This window comes from Bradyrhizobium sp. Mp19, from assembly GCF_029952935.1.
In the GTDB taxonomy this organism is placed as follows: domain Bacteria; phylum Pseudomonadota; class Alphaproteobacteria; order Rhizobiales; family Xanthobacteraceae; genus Bradyrhizobium; species Bradyrhizobium elkanii.
Genome location: NZ_JASAUT010000011.1, coordinates 153,959 through 169,364 on the forward strand (window position 1 = coordinate 153,959; position 15,406 = coordinate 169,364).

At 63.1% G+C, this 15,406-nt stretch carries 15 protein-coding genes; 6 read left to right on the plus strand and 9 right to left on the minus strand.

The window, feature by feature from the left end; genetic code table 11:
- Positions 1–26: 26 nt before the first annotated feature.
- From typA to QJT82_RS16115, 6 genes are all read right to left on the minus strand, one after another.
- Positions 27–1,853 carry a translational GTPase TypA gene (typA, locus tag QJT82_RS16090; protein WP_016847242.1) on the minus strand — a complete coding sequence of 609 codons (1,827 nt, stop codon included), beginning with the start codon at positions 1,851–1,853 and terminating at the stop codon, positions 27–29.
- Positions 1,854–2,129: 276 nt separating this feature from the next.
- Positions 2,130–2,366 (minus strand): hypothetical protein, encoded by a 237-nt coding sequence (locus QJT82_RS16095; protein ID WP_028343765.1) that lies wholly within the window; start codon positions 2,364–2,366, stop codon positions 2,130–2,132.
- Positions 2,367–2,379: 13 nt separating this feature from the next.
- Entirely contained in the window at positions 2,380–2,631 is a 252-nt protein-coding gene (locus QJT82_RS16100) for a hypothetical protein (protein WP_028343764.1), read from the minus strand.
- Between the two features lie 18 nt (positions 2,632–2,649).
- Positions 2,650–2,931 (minus strand): hypothetical protein, encoded by a 282-nt coding sequence (locus QJT82_RS16105; RefSeq protein ID WP_028343763.1) that lies wholly within the window; start codon positions 2,929–2,931, stop codon positions 2,650–2,652.
- The gene (locus QJT82_RS16110) at positions 2,928–4,373 is read right to left on the minus strand and encodes a radical SAM protein (protein WP_028343762.1); all 1,446 of its coding nucleotides are present in this window, start codon (positions 4,371–4,373) and stop codon (positions 2,928–2,930) included. Before QJT82_RS16110 ends, QJT82_RS16105 begins: the two co-directional genes overlap by 4 nt.
- A complete protein-coding gene (locus QJT82_RS16115) occupies positions 4,354–5,073 on the minus strand; it encodes a prolipoprotein diacylglyceryl transferase family protein (RefSeq protein ID WP_028343761.1) in 720 nt (239 codons plus the stop codon). The genes QJT82_RS16110 and QJT82_RS16115 overlap by 20 nt, the downstream gene beginning before the upstream one ends.
- A gap of 304 nt (positions 5,074–5,377) precedes the next feature.
- Between QJT82_RS16115 and QJT82_RS16120 the strand changes: the two genes are divergently transcribed.
- The 4 genes from QJT82_RS16120 (at position 5,378) to QJT82_RS16135 (ending at position 10,853) form a co-directional block, all read left to right on the plus strand.
- Positions 5,378–6,769 (plus strand): hypothetical protein, encoded by a 1,392-nt coding sequence (locus tag QJT82_RS16120; RefSeq protein WP_245288876.1) that lies wholly within the window; start codon positions 5,378–5,380, stop codon positions 6,767–6,769.
- Between the two features lie 261 nt (positions 6,770–7,030).
- Positions 7,031–7,489: a hypothetical protein gene (locus tag QJT82_RS16125; RefSeq protein ID WP_028343759.1), complete on the plus strand. Its 459-nt coding sequence runs from the start codon at positions 7,031–7,033 to the stop codon at positions 7,487–7,489.
- A 155-nt stretch (positions 7,490–7,644) separates the two neighbouring features.
- Positions 7,645–9,384 carry an ATP-binding cassette domain-containing protein gene (locus QJT82_RS16130; RefSeq protein ID WP_028343758.1) on the plus strand — a complete coding sequence of 580 codons (1,740 nt, stop codon included), beginning with the start codon at positions 7,645–7,647 and terminating at the stop codon, positions 9,382–9,384.
- 113 nt (positions 9,385–9,497) lie between these two features.
- The gene (locus QJT82_RS16135; RefSeq protein WP_245288875.1) at positions 9,498–10,853 is read left to right on the plus strand and encodes an HlyD family type I secretion periplasmic adaptor subunit; all 1,356 of its coding nucleotides are present in this window, start codon (positions 9,498–9,500) and stop codon (positions 10,851–10,853) included.
- 15 nt (positions 10,854–10,868) lie between these two features.
- Here the strand turns inward: QJT82_RS16135 and QJT82_RS16140 are convergent, their stop codons facing one another.
- The 3 genes from QJT82_RS16140 to QJT82_RS16150 form a co-directional block, all read right to left on the minus strand.
- Entirely contained in the window at positions 10,869–11,645 is a 777-nt protein-coding gene (locus QJT82_RS16140; protein WP_028343756.1) for a response regulator transcription factor, read from the minus strand.
- A gap of 205 nt (positions 11,646–11,850) precedes the next feature.
- Positions 11,851–12,435 (minus strand): hypothetical protein, encoded by a 585-nt coding sequence (locus QJT82_RS16145; protein ID WP_245288874.1) that lies wholly within the window; start codon positions 12,433–12,435, stop codon positions 11,851–11,853.
- 199 nt (positions 12,436–12,634) lie between these two features.
- On the minus strand, positions 12,635–13,399 hold the full coding sequence (locus QJT82_RS16150) for a Crp/Fnr family transcriptional regulator (protein ID WP_028343754.1): 765 nt from the start codon (positions 13,397–13,399) through the stop codon (positions 12,635–12,637).
- A 266-nt stretch (positions 13,400–13,665) separates the two neighbouring features.
- Between QJT82_RS16150 and QJT82_RS16155 the strand changes: the two genes are divergently transcribed.
- Together QJT82_RS16155 and QJT82_RS16160 are read left to right on the plus strand one after the other, a co-directional pair.
- Positions 13,666–14,040, plus strand: a complete 375-nt coding sequence (locus QJT82_RS16155) for a response regulator (RefSeq protein WP_028343753.1) — start codon at positions 13,666–13,668, stop codon at positions 14,038–14,040.
- 93 nt (positions 14,041–14,133) lie between these two features.
- Complete coding sequence (locus tag QJT82_RS16160; protein ID WP_028343752.1) at positions 14,134–15,261, plus strand: hypothetical protein; 1,128 nt, start codon at positions 14,134–14,136, stop codon at positions 15,259–15,261.
- Positions 15,262–15,406 lie beyond the last annotated feature (145 nt).

Consider the following 15,406-nt stretch of genomic DNA (forward strand, 5'->3'; position numbering starts at 1 on the left):
TACTACGCCGCCGCTTAAGCCACCGCTTACGCTACAGCTTCCTTGGCCTTTTCGGCGCGCTTGCGGTCGTTCGGGTCGAGGTGCTTCTTACGCAGCCGGATCGACTTCGGCGTCACCTCGACGAGCTCGTCGTCCTCGATATAGGCGAGCGCCTTTTCCAGGGTCATCCGGATCGGCGGCGTCAGGCGCACCGCCTCGTCCTTCGAGGTGGTGCGGATGTTGGTGAGCTGCTTGCCCTTCAGCACGTTGATCTCGAGGTCGTTGTCGCGGGTGTGCTCGCCGACGATCATGCCCTTGTAGACCTTCCAGCCCGGCTCGATCATCATCGGGCCGCGGTCTTCCAGCTTGAACATCGCATAGGCCACCGCTTCGCCCTGGTCGTTGGAGATCAGCACGCCGTTGCGGCGGCCCTGGATCTCGCCCTTGTAGGCGGCATAGCCGTGGAAGATGCGGTTCATGATCGCGGTGCCGCGGGTGTCGGTGAGCAGTTCGCCCTGGTAGCCGATCAAGCCGCGGGTCGGCGCGTAGAACACCAGCCGCAGGCGGTTGCCGCCGGAGGGGCGCATCTCGATCATCTCGGCCTTGCGCTCGCTCATCTTCTGCACGACGACACCGGAATGCTCCTCGTCGACGTCGATCACGACTTCCTCGATCGGCTCCTGCCAGGCGCCGGTCGCCTCGTCCTTCTGCAGCACGACGCGCGGGCGCGACACCGAGAGCTCGAAGCCCTCGCGGCGCATGGTCTCGATCAGGATCGCGAGCTGCAATTCGCCGCGTCCGGAGACTTCCATGGAATCCTTGTCGGCGGCCTCGACGACGCGCAGCGCGACATTGCCCTCGGCCTCGCGCATCAGGCGGTCGCGGATCATGCGCGAGGTCACCTTGTCGCCTTCGGTGCCGGCGAGCGGCGAGTTGTTGACGATGAACGACATCGACACCGTCGGCGGATCGATCGGCTGCGCCGGCAGCGGCGTCTCGACGGTGGGATCGCAGAAGGTGTCGGCAACGGTGCCCTTGGTGAGGCCCGCGATCGCGACGATGTCGCCGGCCTCGGCCTCCTCGAGCGGGGTGCGCTCGAGGCCGCGGAAGGCGAGGATCTTGGTCAGGCGGCCGCTCTCGATCAGCTTGCCGTCGGCGGACAGCACCTTGACCTGCTGGTTCGGCTTGATCGAGCCCGAGGAGATGCGGCCGGTGATGATGCGGCCGAGATAGGGGTTGGCCTCGAGGATGGTGCCGATCATGCGGAACGGCCCTTCCTCGACCTTCGGCGGCTCGACGTGGCGAACGATCAGGTCGAACAGCGGCTGCATGCCGAGGTCCTTCGGACCCTCCGGGCTCTCCGCCATCCAGCCCTGCTTGGCCGACCCGTACAGAATCGGGAAGTCGAGCTGTTCTTCGCTGGCGTCGAGCGCCGCGAACAGGTCGAACACCTCGTTGATGACTTCGGTCGGGCGCGCGTCGGGACGGTCGACCTTGTTGATCACGACGATCGGCTTCAGCCCGATCTTGAGCGCCTTCGACACCACGAACTTGGTCTGCGGCAGCGGGCCCTCGGCGGCGTCGACCAGCACCAGCGCGCCGTCCACCATGTTGAGGATACGCTCGACCTCACCGCCGAAGTCGGCGTGGCCGGGGGTGTCGACGATGTTGACGCGGATGTCCTTCCACTGCACCGAGGCGGCCTTGGCCAGGATGGTGATGCCGCGCTCGCGCTCCAGGTCGTTGGAGTCCATAGCGCGCTCGGTGACCTTCTGGTTCTCGCGGAAGGTGCCGGATTGCTGCAGCAGGCGGTCGACGAGGGTGGTCTTGCCGTGGTCGACGTGGGCGATGATGGCGACGTTGCGAAGGTTCATGGCTCTTCTTCTGGTCGTGCAATGGTCAGATGCGCGATCTCGCCGGACCAGTTTGGCCGGCCGCTCGCTCGCGTGGCCCATTCGGGCCCGGATCACGCTCATACCCAAGAAATTTGACGGGGACGCATCACCCCAAAAAGGAAGCCCGGTCAGAGGACCGGGCACCTTGCGCGTTGCGGCGCAATATAGTCAGAAAACGCCAAAAAACAATGATTTATTGGCTGTTTGGAGGGCTGATTTTCGCTCCAAAGGCGCGTTTTGAGGGGCTTTCAGGTCCTACTTCCGGGTAATCGCGAACACGATCAGGCCAAGCCCGCCCAGCGCCGCCATCATCACGAACATGGTGATGGGGTCGCCGCCGGCCCCGGCGCCCATCTTGGCGTTGAGAATGGCGCACAGGACCCCCGGGATCAGCAGGATCACCCCGACGACCAGCATGATTGCGGTGGCGCAACCGCTGCGCTGCCCCCGTTCCGGTGGTCTGATCGGCGGGGTCTGCTCGACATTGCTCATGGCATTTACCGGTCTAACGATTCCGCGGACGCGTCGCCAACCAGATCAGCCAGCCACCAATGAGGGCGATCGCGAGAATGACGAGCAGGATAGGGAAGTCGGCCGCTCTGAGCGACATGCCGGATTTGAGGCCAGCCATCACGACGCATAAGGCGGGAAGCAACAACACGATGCCGATCAGCAGCATCAGCATCGACAGGCAGCCTTCCGCCGCCGAAGGCGGCGTCGATGGTCGTTCCGGGGGCGGCTCGTCGGTGTCGGACATGCGTCGTCGAATGGTCCGTCAGCTCCGTCCCTTGATCGCGGCGCGGATCAGCATCACGCCGGCAAAGCAGACCGCGAGCCCGAGCAGGATCAGGAAGAGAATGGAGGGATCGGTTTTCGACTCGCTCAGGACGCCGAACCCGAACAGGAGGGCGCAGAGCCCGGGCAGCAGCAGGACCAGCCCGAACAGCACCATGAACGCGGTGGCGCAGCCGCTGCGTGGTGACGGTGGCGGCGGGACGTATTTGTAGGGTGGCTCCGGTGGTGCAGGCGGGATGGGCGGTGGATTGGTCTCGCTCATCGCGGCACCTCCTCGCTTTGCCGCGTCTCGCGGTAAGTCTGGCCGGCCATCGCGGCGCGGATGCCGTCGATCTTTCCGTCACGGTAGAACAGATTGTAGGTGTCAAACGGAATGATCGCGCCGCTCTCGGTGACGAAGTGGATGCAGCTTCGCTTCACGTTGCCGACGCAGAAATTGAAGCGGTCGAGAAACTGCACGATGGTGACGCGGAACACGTTCTCGTAGGTCAGGCCCTCCGGCACCTCGAAGCTCGGCAGGCAGCACAGCAATTCGCAGACCCGCTCCGAGGTGTTCAGCGGCCCCGACGACAGCGAGAACAGGTCGACAAACTTCTCCCGCAACACCGGATATTTCTCCGGGCTGATGGTGTTGGGCATCACGGCGATGAGCTGCTCCTGCGGGATCAGCGAGGTCAATGGCAGTACCTTGTCGCCGTTGCGTAGGCCATAGCCGATCGAGATGCTCTCGGGGTTGCAGGGCAACGGGATCATGTCGTTGGCGCCGAACACCCCGGTCTCGATCACGCGCCGGCGGATCTCCGACAGCATGATGCGGTCGGTGTCCTTGTCGAAATGCTCGTTGCGGCCGGCATCCTGCACCGGCTGCAGCGTGACGCCGCGGACGCACGTCCAGGTCAACGCGTGGCGGACGATGTCGCCGATCTCGCCGTCGTTGACGCCGCGCTTGATGGTCGCGACCAGCGTGGTCGAGACGCCGTGGCGCTCGAGATTCTCCAGTGCCTGTTGGCGAATTTTTCGCAAATCCGCGCCGCGCAGATTGACCAGCGCCTCGCGCTTCAGCGAATCGAACTGCAGATAGACCTCCAGCCCGCGCTTGTTCTCGGCGAGCTTCGCCACGAAGTCGGGCTCGCGCGCGATCCTGAGGCCGTTGGTATTGATCATGACATGGCGGATCGGGCGGGCGCGCACCGCATCCAGAATGGCGAAGAAGTCCGGATGCAGCGTCGGCTCGCCGCCGGAGATCTGCACCAGATCGGGCTCGCCTTCGCTCGCGACCAGGGCGTCCAGCATCTTCTCGATTTTCGCCAACGGCGTGAAGCTGGTGCGCGCCGGCGAGGAATCCGCAAAGCACACCGGGCAGGTCAAATTGCAGTGCTCGGTGATCTCGATCAGCGCCAGGCAGGAGTGCTGCTCGTGGTCGGGGCACAGCCCGCAGTCATAGGGGCAGCCGAATTCGGTGTGGCGCTGGAACGCGAGCGGCCGGTCGCCGGGCTTGATGAAATCCTTGCACAGCCGCCAATAGGCCGCATCCGTCGAGACCAGCGTCGACTGCACGCCATGCTGCTTGCAGCGCTTCTCGTACCAGACCTCGTTGCCTGATATCTGGATCTTGGTCGGCACCAGGGCCAGGCAGGTTTCGCAAAGCGACTGGGTCTGGCCCCAGAAGATGTAAGGGCGTGCCTTACGCAGCGGCGCGTTCATGCTTCAAGCTCACATTCGGCGCCGTCGCCAGCATGACGGCGGCGTAAATCATGACAAACAGCGACAGCAGGTGAAAAAGCGAGAATGGTCCGATCAGCGTGCCATAGGGCTTGATGAACTCCCACAGGAAGCGCTGCAGCCCGTAGTAGAGCAGCACGAGGTAGAATCCGTTGGTGATGACGGCGGCATTTCGGTTCAACACGGCCCAGACATAGAATGCCGCGAACGCCGCCATCGCCAGGCTCTCGTAGAGCTGCACCGGATGACGCAGCACGCCGTCGCCGAAATCATGGCCCCAGGGCAGCGTGGTCGGCGTGCCATAGGTGAAATCCTCGAGCCCCGCGAAATAGCAGCCGAGACGGCCGACCGCGACGCCGATCGCAAGCGGCAGCGCGAACCGCGCGCCGGTGCGCAGCGAAATCCCGTGCCGCCATTTGTAAAGCTCGATCGCGGCGATGCCGCCGGCCAGCGCGCCCTCGACCGAGCGGGCGACGCCCGCCATGCCCGAGAACCACAGGTTTAGCGTGCCGAAAATGTAGGCGCCGGCCCCGGCGCCGAACAGCAACGCGGCGATGTAGGGCAGCTCGAAGGATTGCCGGGGGAATTGCAGCCCGCGCGGGCGCGACAGCCACCACATGGCGAGCGCGGCCGCGCCCCATGCTGCAACGTCGAAGACGGCGTGAAGTTCAGCCCCACTCATGAGGCGAGTGTAGCGTGATTTTCGCGGTACGCGATAGCGCCTTCCCGATTGCAATGGCGGGGCGAGGTTATCAACCCGTCCGCCTGGGAGCGGCGGGCTGATGGACCACGCCGGCGACGCCGGCCCGCGCAAAACTACAAAGGCTGTAACCGCGCCAGAACGGATGTAGCCGATGTTACGGCGACCATCCGAAGCGCTATATCCGAACTGACGGCTGGGCTTTCGACCTTCCCAGGATGACATTCTGTCCGGAGTGCAGAACCCGTCCCGATTGCGCGGAGCGATTGCGATGAGGAAGGCTACGATGGATTTTTCGCGGATGTCGGATGGGATCCGGCTGCATCACGCCTCTCATCGCCACGATGGGCACGATGGTGACGACGAGCCGGGTCCGGCACCGAGCGGTCCGTTTGCAGGGCTCGATGCGCATCCCGCGACCGCGAATTCTCCGCCTTATGACTCTGGCCCAGGCCAATCCGACCATCCCACCGCGTCGGGGGGCAGCACCGGCGGCCACGTCGGCAACCACACTGCGGCGAGCCTGGATGCTTCGGCAACGAAGCCTGCTGCCGGCGCACCCCATTCGGCGACGGGTATCGCTTCGATCGAGAGCGGGGCGAACACCGCCGGGAACGGCGGAGACGGTTACTTTTACGGAGGTATCATTCACGCATCCCTGTTGATCTATGAACCGATCAACATTTCGGTGAATTTGGGATACGGCTCGGTCGCCGTGGCCAATCAGTCCAACGATTTGAATGTCGATCAATCCGCCTTTCAAATGGCCGGCGTCGGCGGACATGGTGGGAATGACAACCTTGCATCGGGAGGCAGCATCAGTGCTTCCTTGAGTGCTTCCCTGGGCCCCGGCGTGATCGGGAGCGGTGACAACGGCGCCGGAAATGGCGGCAGCGGCTATTTCTCGGGTGCGTTGGTGGACGCTCCCGTCGTGATCTATCATCCGATCAATATTGCGGTGGCGAGCTCAGGCGGCACGGCCTATGCAAGTCAATCGAACACAGTCGACATCGATCAATCGGCTACGCAGATCGCGGGCGTCGGCGGCAGTGGCGGAAATGGCAATGTGGCCTTCGGCGGCAGCATCATCACGCTCGACCCCAGTTGGGGATCAAGCAACGGAGGGAGCGTCTGGGACGCTCAAACGGGCGGGAGTCAGGCCGGCAATGGCGGCGACGGCGCGTTCTACGGGAGTCTCGTGCATTCCTCGATCGTAGTGTACGACCCGATCAACATCGCAGTCGCGGGCTATGGCTCTAACGTTCATTCAGTCCAGACGAATGACGCCGGCGTGGATCAATCCGTAGTTCAGATCGCCGCCATGGGCGGGCACGGCGGCAATGGCAACGCCGCGACGGGCGGCCATGCAAGCCTTCTTTCCCACGGCTTGTGGGGCGGCTCCGACACGATTGCGACCGGCTCGAACGGCGCAGGCAACGGCGGCAACGGCTATTTTGCCGGCAGCCTGATCGATGTCAGCGTCGCGATCTATGCACCCATCAATATCGCAATCGCGGGGCCCCATTCGACGGCCGTGGCCGATCAGGTCAACAATTTGCACATCGACCAGAGTGCGGTCCAGATTGCCGGACTTGGTGGGGACGGCGGCTACGGCAATCTCGCGCTGGGTGGCGATCTTTCCGCCCATCTTCTGTCGGATCTTCACCTGTTGGCATAGCGAAACATCGCACCGCTCGCGCAGGCCGGTCGCAAGGGAGCGGAGCCCTGCGCATGCAAATCTCGCGCAGAGGCGCCCACCTGTTTTGAGCCCCAACGTTGCGCGACGAATGTCATACTTTCGTACGTAGGTCGACCAACCCGGATGGTGTCCGATTTGACATCTATCGGCAGCGCGCATCGCCGGATCAGACTCGCCCGTGCGCGTCCGCCTGATCGGGATGGATGATGCACGACAGCCAACACAAGGACGGAGGCTCAAATGTTGCCCAAGGCGATCAGCATCTCGGATTCGATCGAATTCAAATCGATCAACACCGGTGGTCAAAGTGTCGGAAATGGCGGCGACGGTACCTTCAAGGGAGCCATCATCAGCAAGCCGACCCTCAACTTCGATCCGACCAACAAGGCAGAAGGCGCCGATGTGCATGTGAACACCGGCGACCACGTCACTCAGACGGCAGATTGGGACGCCGGCGGCGCAAACGCGACGGCCTCGGTGTTTGCGAAGGCCCATGGCGGAAGCGCCGAGTCGAACGGAAGCCAGAAATCCTACAGCGGCCACGATACGTCCAAGGTATATGCCAATACGGATGCCACTCAGATCAACAAGCTCGCGGTGGACCAGCACCAGGAGGTCCTGGCCGGCATCGGCGGCAATGGCGGAGACGGCAACGCCGCGCTGGGTGGAGAAGTGAGCTTCCACCTCGATACATTCTGACCATCGGCTCGTCCGACCGTGGCGGGACCGGCGGTTGCTGCCGGTCCCGCGGTTCAAGCCGATGCCCCCGCCGATGCCCTGCCGATGCGCTTCTTGGCAGATCGCGTTGGCCGTCGGGCAAGTGCGCCGGACTTCGATTTCAGGCGGTGACGATCATGCTGATGCCGCCCATTCGGTTGCCTGTCCTGCCGCAGATCCCGACGCCGCTGCACGCGGCTCTTTGGTCCTGTGCGGGACCGCTTGGTCTCGTATTCGCGTATAGCTGCAGCTACAACCTGCTTTTATTTGCGCCCTCGATCTACCTTCTTCAGATCTACGACAGGGTGTTGTCGAGCCGGAGCGGCGACACGCTGCTCCTGCTCACGCTCATTGTCGCGATCACGGTCGTGGTCGGCGGCGTGTTCGATGCCTTGCGGCGCGCTGTCCTGGGTCGCCTTGGCGCCTGGCTCGACGATCGGCTCCGTCCTTGCGTGCTTTCGGCCAGCCTCGAATCCGCGTTTCGCAGCGATTGGACGCGGGCGTCGGACGCATATCGGGATCTCACCGTGCTGCGCCAGTTCATCGATTCCGGCGCATGTCCGATGCTGTTCGACGCACTCTGGGCGCCCCTATTCCTCCTGGTCCTCTTTCTCATCCATCCCCTGCTTGGCGTGGTGGGCGCCTGCTGTGTGGCCTTCCTCTTCGCTCTCACGGTTGCCGGAGATCTGGTCACCGAGGACGTTCTGCTCAGATCCGGCGCGGCGCTGTCCAGAAGCTACGGCCGCCTCCAGGCCGCCGCAGGCAACATCCACATGATCCGCGCCATGGGAATGCTCGATAGCGCCGCGCGCACGATCTACCATGACGCGCAGGAGGCACGCAGAGAGCACGATGTGGCAGTTCGGCGAAGCGAGATCGTGATGCTGGTCACCAAGCCGGTCCGCGCGCTGTCGCAGGTGTTGATAATGGGGGCTGCCGCGTGGCTTGTCCTCGATCACGGAAAGAGTCCGGCGATCATTTTTGCTTCGACACTGATGTTCAGCCGCGCGCTCGCGCCGGTCGAAAGTGCGATCGCAGGCTGGAAGTCACTCAGGACGGCCGTGAGTGCCTGTCAGCGGCTCGGCGCGGTTCTCGCCGCGTCCCCCGCCGCCGCCGGACAGCAGGATCCGGAGGTTTCGCGGCGGCAAGCGTCGAGCGGTCTCGTTGTCGACAACATCGGCGTGAGGCTATCGGGGACCAACCACGTTCTGCTGAACGGTGTCTCGTTCACGCTCGCGAGCGGAGAATGCCTTGGCATTATCGGTGCGTCCGGGTCAGGCAAGTCCCTGCTTGGCCGGGTGATTGCCGGGCTGTCGACGCCAACTCACGGCTGTGTCCTGCTCGACAATACCGACGTCTCGCTGCTTCGCGAGGGCCTAAGCGGCCACCGTCTCGGTTATCTCCCCCAGGACATCGAGCTGCTCGGCGATACGATAAGCGATATCATCGCACGGCTTGATGATGCCGATCGGCGGAAGGTCGTGGAAGCGGCCAAGCTGGCCGGAATTCATGAGGCGATCATGCGCCTGCCGAACGGGTACGACACGGTGATTCACCGTGAAAAATCCTTCTCGCGCGGATATCGGCAGCGCCTCGGTCTTGCCCGGGCCTTTTTCGGCGGTCCACGCCTGATCGTTCTCGACGAACCGAATGCCAGTCTCGATTACGGGGGCGAGCGGATGCTGCTGGACGCTATCGAGCGCATGAAGCTCGCCGGTGTCATCCTGGTCGTCGTCACTCATCGTATGGGTCTCCTCGCAGCCACAGACAAGATTGCCATTATGGAAGAGGGGGCGGTCGTCGCTTTCGGCGACAGCGAGGAAATCTTTGAGCGACACCTGAACCGACCCCAGGTTACCTCGCGGATTGCGCCATGATCCGGAATCCTCTCACCATCTGGAAGCTTCCCGCGATATCGCGGCTACCCGCGATCTGGGACCAACTCGTGCGAATGCCGGCAAGTCCCCCGCTCGCCAGACGATCCGGGGCCGTGGTTACCGCGATCGACGATTTCGAGCCTCTCGAATATCCATGGTGTGCGACCCCGACACCCATCTCTCCGCGTGGACGGCTTCGCGGTATCGCCCTGGCGGGCAACCTGCTGGTGCTCTGTTTCATGCTGGGGCTTGGCACATGGGCGTGCCTCGCGCCTCTCGAGAGCGCCGCGATCGCTTCCGGCGTCGTGGAATCAGAATCGAGCCGCAAGACGATTCAGCACCTGGAAGGCGGGATCGTCAGGAAGATCCTGGTTTCGGACGGCGATATCGTGCGAAGCGGACAGACGCTGATCGCGCTGGACGACACCCGGCCCGGCTCGGAGGTGCAAAGCCTTCAAGGCCAGTTGTGGGATGCAATGGCTCGTGCCGCGCGGCTTCAGGCCGAGCAGCAGAACTTTGAGAGCATCGCAATCCCGAGCACGCTGGAACAGGACGGCAAGCGAAATGGGGTGGCCGCCGCCGCGGTATCGGCGCAGCAGTTCATTTTTCAGGCGCGCCGGCAGGTTCATGAGTCGCAGCTTGCGGTCATTCGCGAACGGAGGCTTCAAGTCGAGAGGGAGATCGAAGGTCTCAAGGCTCAGCAGAGCGCCACCGGGCAGCGGGTCGACATCGTCCGGGAAGAACTGGATATGGTCACGACGCTCGTGAACAAGGGACTCGAACGGCGGCCGCGGCTTCTGAACCTGCAGCGTGAACTGGCCGACGTTGAGGGTCGCCGCGGCGAGATCACCGCGCAGATTTCTCGCGCCGGGCAGGTTATCAGCGAGCAGCAGGCCACCTTGTTCAAGCTCGAGAGCGACAGGCAGAACGAGATCGCACAGTCGCTTCGTGAGGCACAGAACCAGATATTCCAGCTCCGCGAGCGGTTGCTTGCGGCCAGGGATCAGCTATCGCGAACGGAGGTGAAGGCGCCTGAGGACGGCGTGATAACCGACTTGCGGATTCATACAGCGGGCGGCGTCATCGGGGCGGGTGCTCCGCTCATGGAACTGGTGCCAAGGCAAGACCGCCTCATCGTGACCGCCCGCCTGAGGCCCGAGGACATTGATGTGGTTCATCCCGGCCTCAATGCCGAGGTGCATCTCGTGCCGTACAATCAGCGTCGCGTACCGCGCCTGAAGGGAATCGTCGTGCACATATCGGCAGACCGGCTACTCGACAAGCGTACCGACCAGCCATACTACGCGACCAAGATCCGGATCGACGACGCGCAGATCGCCGCAAACGACTTCCAGATCGTCCCCGGTATGCCGGTTCAAGTGTTCATCACCACGGGGCGCGGTACCGTCGCACTTTACGCGCTCAGGCCCCTGCTCGACAGCTTCCGCGGTGCATTCAGAGAGGATTGATCCGGCTCAGGGTGACTAGGTCTCCGGCATTGGGGCTGTACCCGGGTCGTGATCGCGATTCTGGGGGAGCGACCGGCCGCGCCAGCGGAGGACCGCTTCCGTGCGATTGTGAGCGGCACATTTCCTCATGATATGCTGAATGTGCATTTTGACGGTGCTTTCCGAGAGCTTCAATTTGGCTGCGATCAGCTTGTTGGGCAGGCCGAGCTCCAATTCCGCCAGAACGTGCTGCTCTCGAGGCGTGAGACCGCTCCTGTCGATGGCCGCCCTGGCTGCCTCGTTCATCAGATATGCGGACGCAAGCCCGCGCGCGTCCGGCGGATCGAAACCCGGCATCCTGTTCATCTCGGCGACCGGCAACGGCCTGTAGACGCCGCCGACAAGAACCAGGCGCAGGCCGGCTATGACGACCTCGATTGGTAGCGAGGTGGGAAGAAAGCCGCGAACACCCCGCTGCATCGCGGCTTGTGCGGTCGGCTCGTCGTCATGGTTTGACAGGATTGCGACGGCGGCATTGGGACAGTGCTCGGCCACGAAGGCGAGATCGTCCTCGACCGAGGGATCGCCGATGGGCTTGTCCGCGATGCTCAGCAGCACCAGACGAACGTCGCGGGCTGACATGCAGTCCAGGCCTTGGACCGTTGCCATGTCGAGGATCTCGAAGTCGGCCAATTCCCGTCTGAGGACGTTGAGAATACATGTGCGGGGCAACAGGTGCGGCTCGATGATCACCAGAACCGGTACGTGAAGCGCTCCATTGAGCCGTTTTGAGGAGTCCGTTATGTCGTCCATGATTTCCTCGGAATGAAAAGAATTTCTGCGACAGTCCCATCGATGCGTATTGCGCATTTACCGTTGCGGCATTCATCCTGAATGCATCATCACGCGCAGCGCCGACATCAGGATCGCATCCATTGCGGGATAGCCTGGCGCTTCGGTGGAAATTCTTTCCGATCAAATCATTTGGACGCGCGCCGTGGCGCGGTCGACGCATCCCCTATTTGCAGATATTTCGATACGCCGTTGACGCCGCCGACTCCGATTTGCCGTCGACGACATACGCTTCATCCTCCTTCACAAGATACAGAAACGGCCTCCCTCCAGTCTCTCCGCCCGACGCACTGCTTCCTTTCACGCGCCCGCAAATCGTATCCACGGCGCGCCCGAACGTGTTCTTTCGCATGGCGCGCTTCATGTCGCTGAATTCGGCCGATCCCGGATCCTCTATCTGCGCTGCAATCGTGACCTTCGCTTTGGTGAGGACAGGATCTGCCATGTCCGCGGCGCGTTCGGGTGTCGGGACGTTGTTCCTCGTCCGCGGGGACGCCGCCTTGGCGAGGTCGGCCGGTCGGTGTTTCTTCGATGATGGTCTCCTGCCGGATTTTGCCGGGGTTGCAGAATTCGATTTGACGATCGCAGGAGCTGGCGCTAACGCCGCCGGCATGGGCTCTGTGGGCGGGGCGACTGCAACCTTGTCGAAACAGGGTCTTGACCCACACCCAAGGAAATACCCTCGGGAAGGCGCAAACCAGCCAAAGCCGACCAGGATTCCTGCCAGCGCTCCGACAACAAGCAGTCCCATCCGATTCCCCTCCTCGGGAGCTCGGCTCGCACTCATAACAAGGACTAATTCCGCGCTGGTGATCCTATCTGTTGCGCAAAAGCGTTAAGCGCTCATTAAGCGCGCGGGTTGGGGCGATAGGACGAACCCCTACGGCGATGTCGGGTTTAGCGTCGGGTTCCGGAAGCATGGCGGATGCGACGAATGATGCGTACACACCCTAGTTCGCCGGGTTGTCCTCGCTCGGATAGACCCCGCGCAGTACCTCCTCGAAATGATCCTTGACGGCGTCGTTGCACAGGCAGGAGCGCTGCCGCAGCTTGTCCGTGTCGCGGATCACGATCGCGCCGCGGCGCGTCTCCAGCACACCTTCCGCCTTGAAGTTCTGGATCACGCGGCTGGTGTAGCTGCGGCCGACGCCGAGCAGGGTCGAGAGCTGTTCATGGGTCAGCGGCACCATGCCGTTGCCATTGGTGCGCTCCATCGCGGAGATGATCCATTTCGCCGCGCGCTGCTCGATCGAGTGGATCGCATTGCAGGCGGTCGACTGGAAGATCTGCGCCAGCATGCAATCAGCATAGCGCGCGAAGATGTTGCGCACCGAGATCGACTTCAGCTTGGCGGCGTTGAGCTTGCTGATCGGCAGCCGCGCGAACGGGCCGCCGAACTTGACGGCGATGCGGGTATAGGCCGGCAGGAAGCCCTGGCTGACGATGCCGCCGACCGCGCCCTCGCGACCGACCAGGATGGTCTCGATATCGCGGCCGTCCTCATTGGGCACCATGTAGGAGACGAGGCTCGGCCCGCACGGGAAATGCACGGTCTGAACATCGTCGCCGGGGCTGTAGAGCAGGTCGTTGGCCTGCGCGTCGACCAACCCCAGATGCGGTGCGATCAACTGGTAATCGGCGTCGTTCAGCCGGCGCAAAAGATTGTTGAATGGCCGGTCATTCGTCCCGGCCAACTCGGTCCGTTTGGCGATCATGGGAAATTCCTGAAAACCCAACGCCGACAATAATCGAAAGGTTCCCGGATTTATGTTCACTAGTGAACAGACGGCGTCGCTCGCGATGTGGTGGTTTCATCTCGGGAACAGCCGGCGTGCTTTCAGGCGCCGGTCGCGGGCCATCCGGCCGGACTGATCCGGTCTTTCATCCATGCTTTGGAGCGTTTTCGAGCGAATTGGATACCGGTTCGCGTGAGGAAAACGCGTCAAAGCAACAAGCTCTAGCAAACGGAAACTGGCACGCCATGGACTTCACCCCCAATGCCGGCATGCCCGGTGACGTCCTCGTGGTCGAGGACGATCCGATCATCTCGCTCTATTTCGAGGACACCATCCTCGGCTTCGGCGCCCGCACGGTGCGCACCGCGGCGAACGTCGCCCGTGCGCTCGAGCTGATCGCCGAGCGCGCGCCGGATTTCGCGCTGCTCGACGTCGGCCTCGTCAGGGGCGAGAAGACGTTCGCGATCGCCGAGCGGCTGGATGCGCTGAAGGTGCCTTACGCGTTCGTCACGGGCTATGGCGCGGACATCAAGCTGCCGGCATCGCTCGCCGACAAGCCGCGGCTGACCAAGCCGTGCTCGAGTGAGGCGCTTGAGGCGGCGCTGAGAAACGGCCACTGACGGATTGCCGGGCTTCGGCCTCGCCGCCGGCGCGTTCGTCGTCTACGATCCAAGTTGTTGGATTCGGCGACGCGCCGGCATCGGGAAGCCGTCATGGCGATCAGGACATCTGCCGTTGCGCCGGCAGCAGCGCGATCTCTTGGGCTGCTTGGGGTGGTCCTGTCGCTGGCCTCGGCCGTCATCGGTGGTTCCGCGTCTCCAGGCACTGCGGCGCCCCTCGCGCTCACGAGCCAGCAATCGGCCGCACGTGAGACGTACGAGAATGCCCTGAAGAGCTTCGAGTCGATCCTGCGCCAGCGACGCGCGCAGATCGATTCCAATCAGCCGCTGCCCAATCTGCCGGGCCAGGCCCTCTACCTGGCCCGCGTCGAAATGATGAGCGCATACAAGGATCTCACCGATGCGCTTCCGTCCAGGATTGGAAGACCCAGCAGATTCCGAATTCCCCCGGCGTATTTTGACGCCGACAATGAGCCGCTGTTCGATGAGTACAGGAAGCTCTTTGAGATCATGGAGGCGCCGCCCGCCAGCGCGCAACGATCCGATACGCCATTCACGGACGTGGTCGATCTGGCGGCCGCGATCGCGCGAGCCAAGGGTCTCGATGCCAAGGACGCCGCGGCCGCGGGCCGTATCAGCCTCGGCCTTTTCTTTGCCGAGACCGGCGGCAAGCAAAATGCGGGGAATGCGCGGTCGAACACCTACAAGGGGAGCCTGCAGACCGGTCCGTCCGAAGACCGCAACGGCCGAAGGAAGTGGGCAGCGATCAAGGGATCAATCGCGGCCCTCGATCCTGCACTGAGCGGTCGTGACGACAAAGAAGAGGCGCGGGCCGGCAACCTTGATCACAGGTTCAATCACTGGACCGCCGTGCGGGACGCCCTCATGAACGCACACGCGGATATTTTCCCGGAGATCCCCGCGATTTTGAAAGCCCTGCCGGATCCGATCGATCAAATGAAGCTGTTTGAGCTGATCCAGATCATTCCGACGCCGACCAGGGCCGCACTCAGGTCGGGCAACCTCGTCGGTTACAGAATTTCCGATGCCAGGATCATGCGATACTTGCGCAACAACAGCATCTTCGCTTACGGCCGGGCCGACCGGGCAAGAACATCTGCGACCTTCCGCGAGATCCTCGATGCGATGTGGCTGTTCAACGCCAAGTTCGAGCAGGCGCTTGCCAGGTTCAAGGAGATCAAGGCGGGCAAACCGGGCTGATCGGTTGCGGAGAGACCCCAGCCCTCCCCGCAAGCGCAGGGCTATCGCAATGCCGCTTGGCGACCGGACAAGTGCTTGGCCTCGTGGTTCGAGACGCGCCGCAAGCGGCGCTCCTCACCATGAGGGTCTACTATTGTGCCGCAAA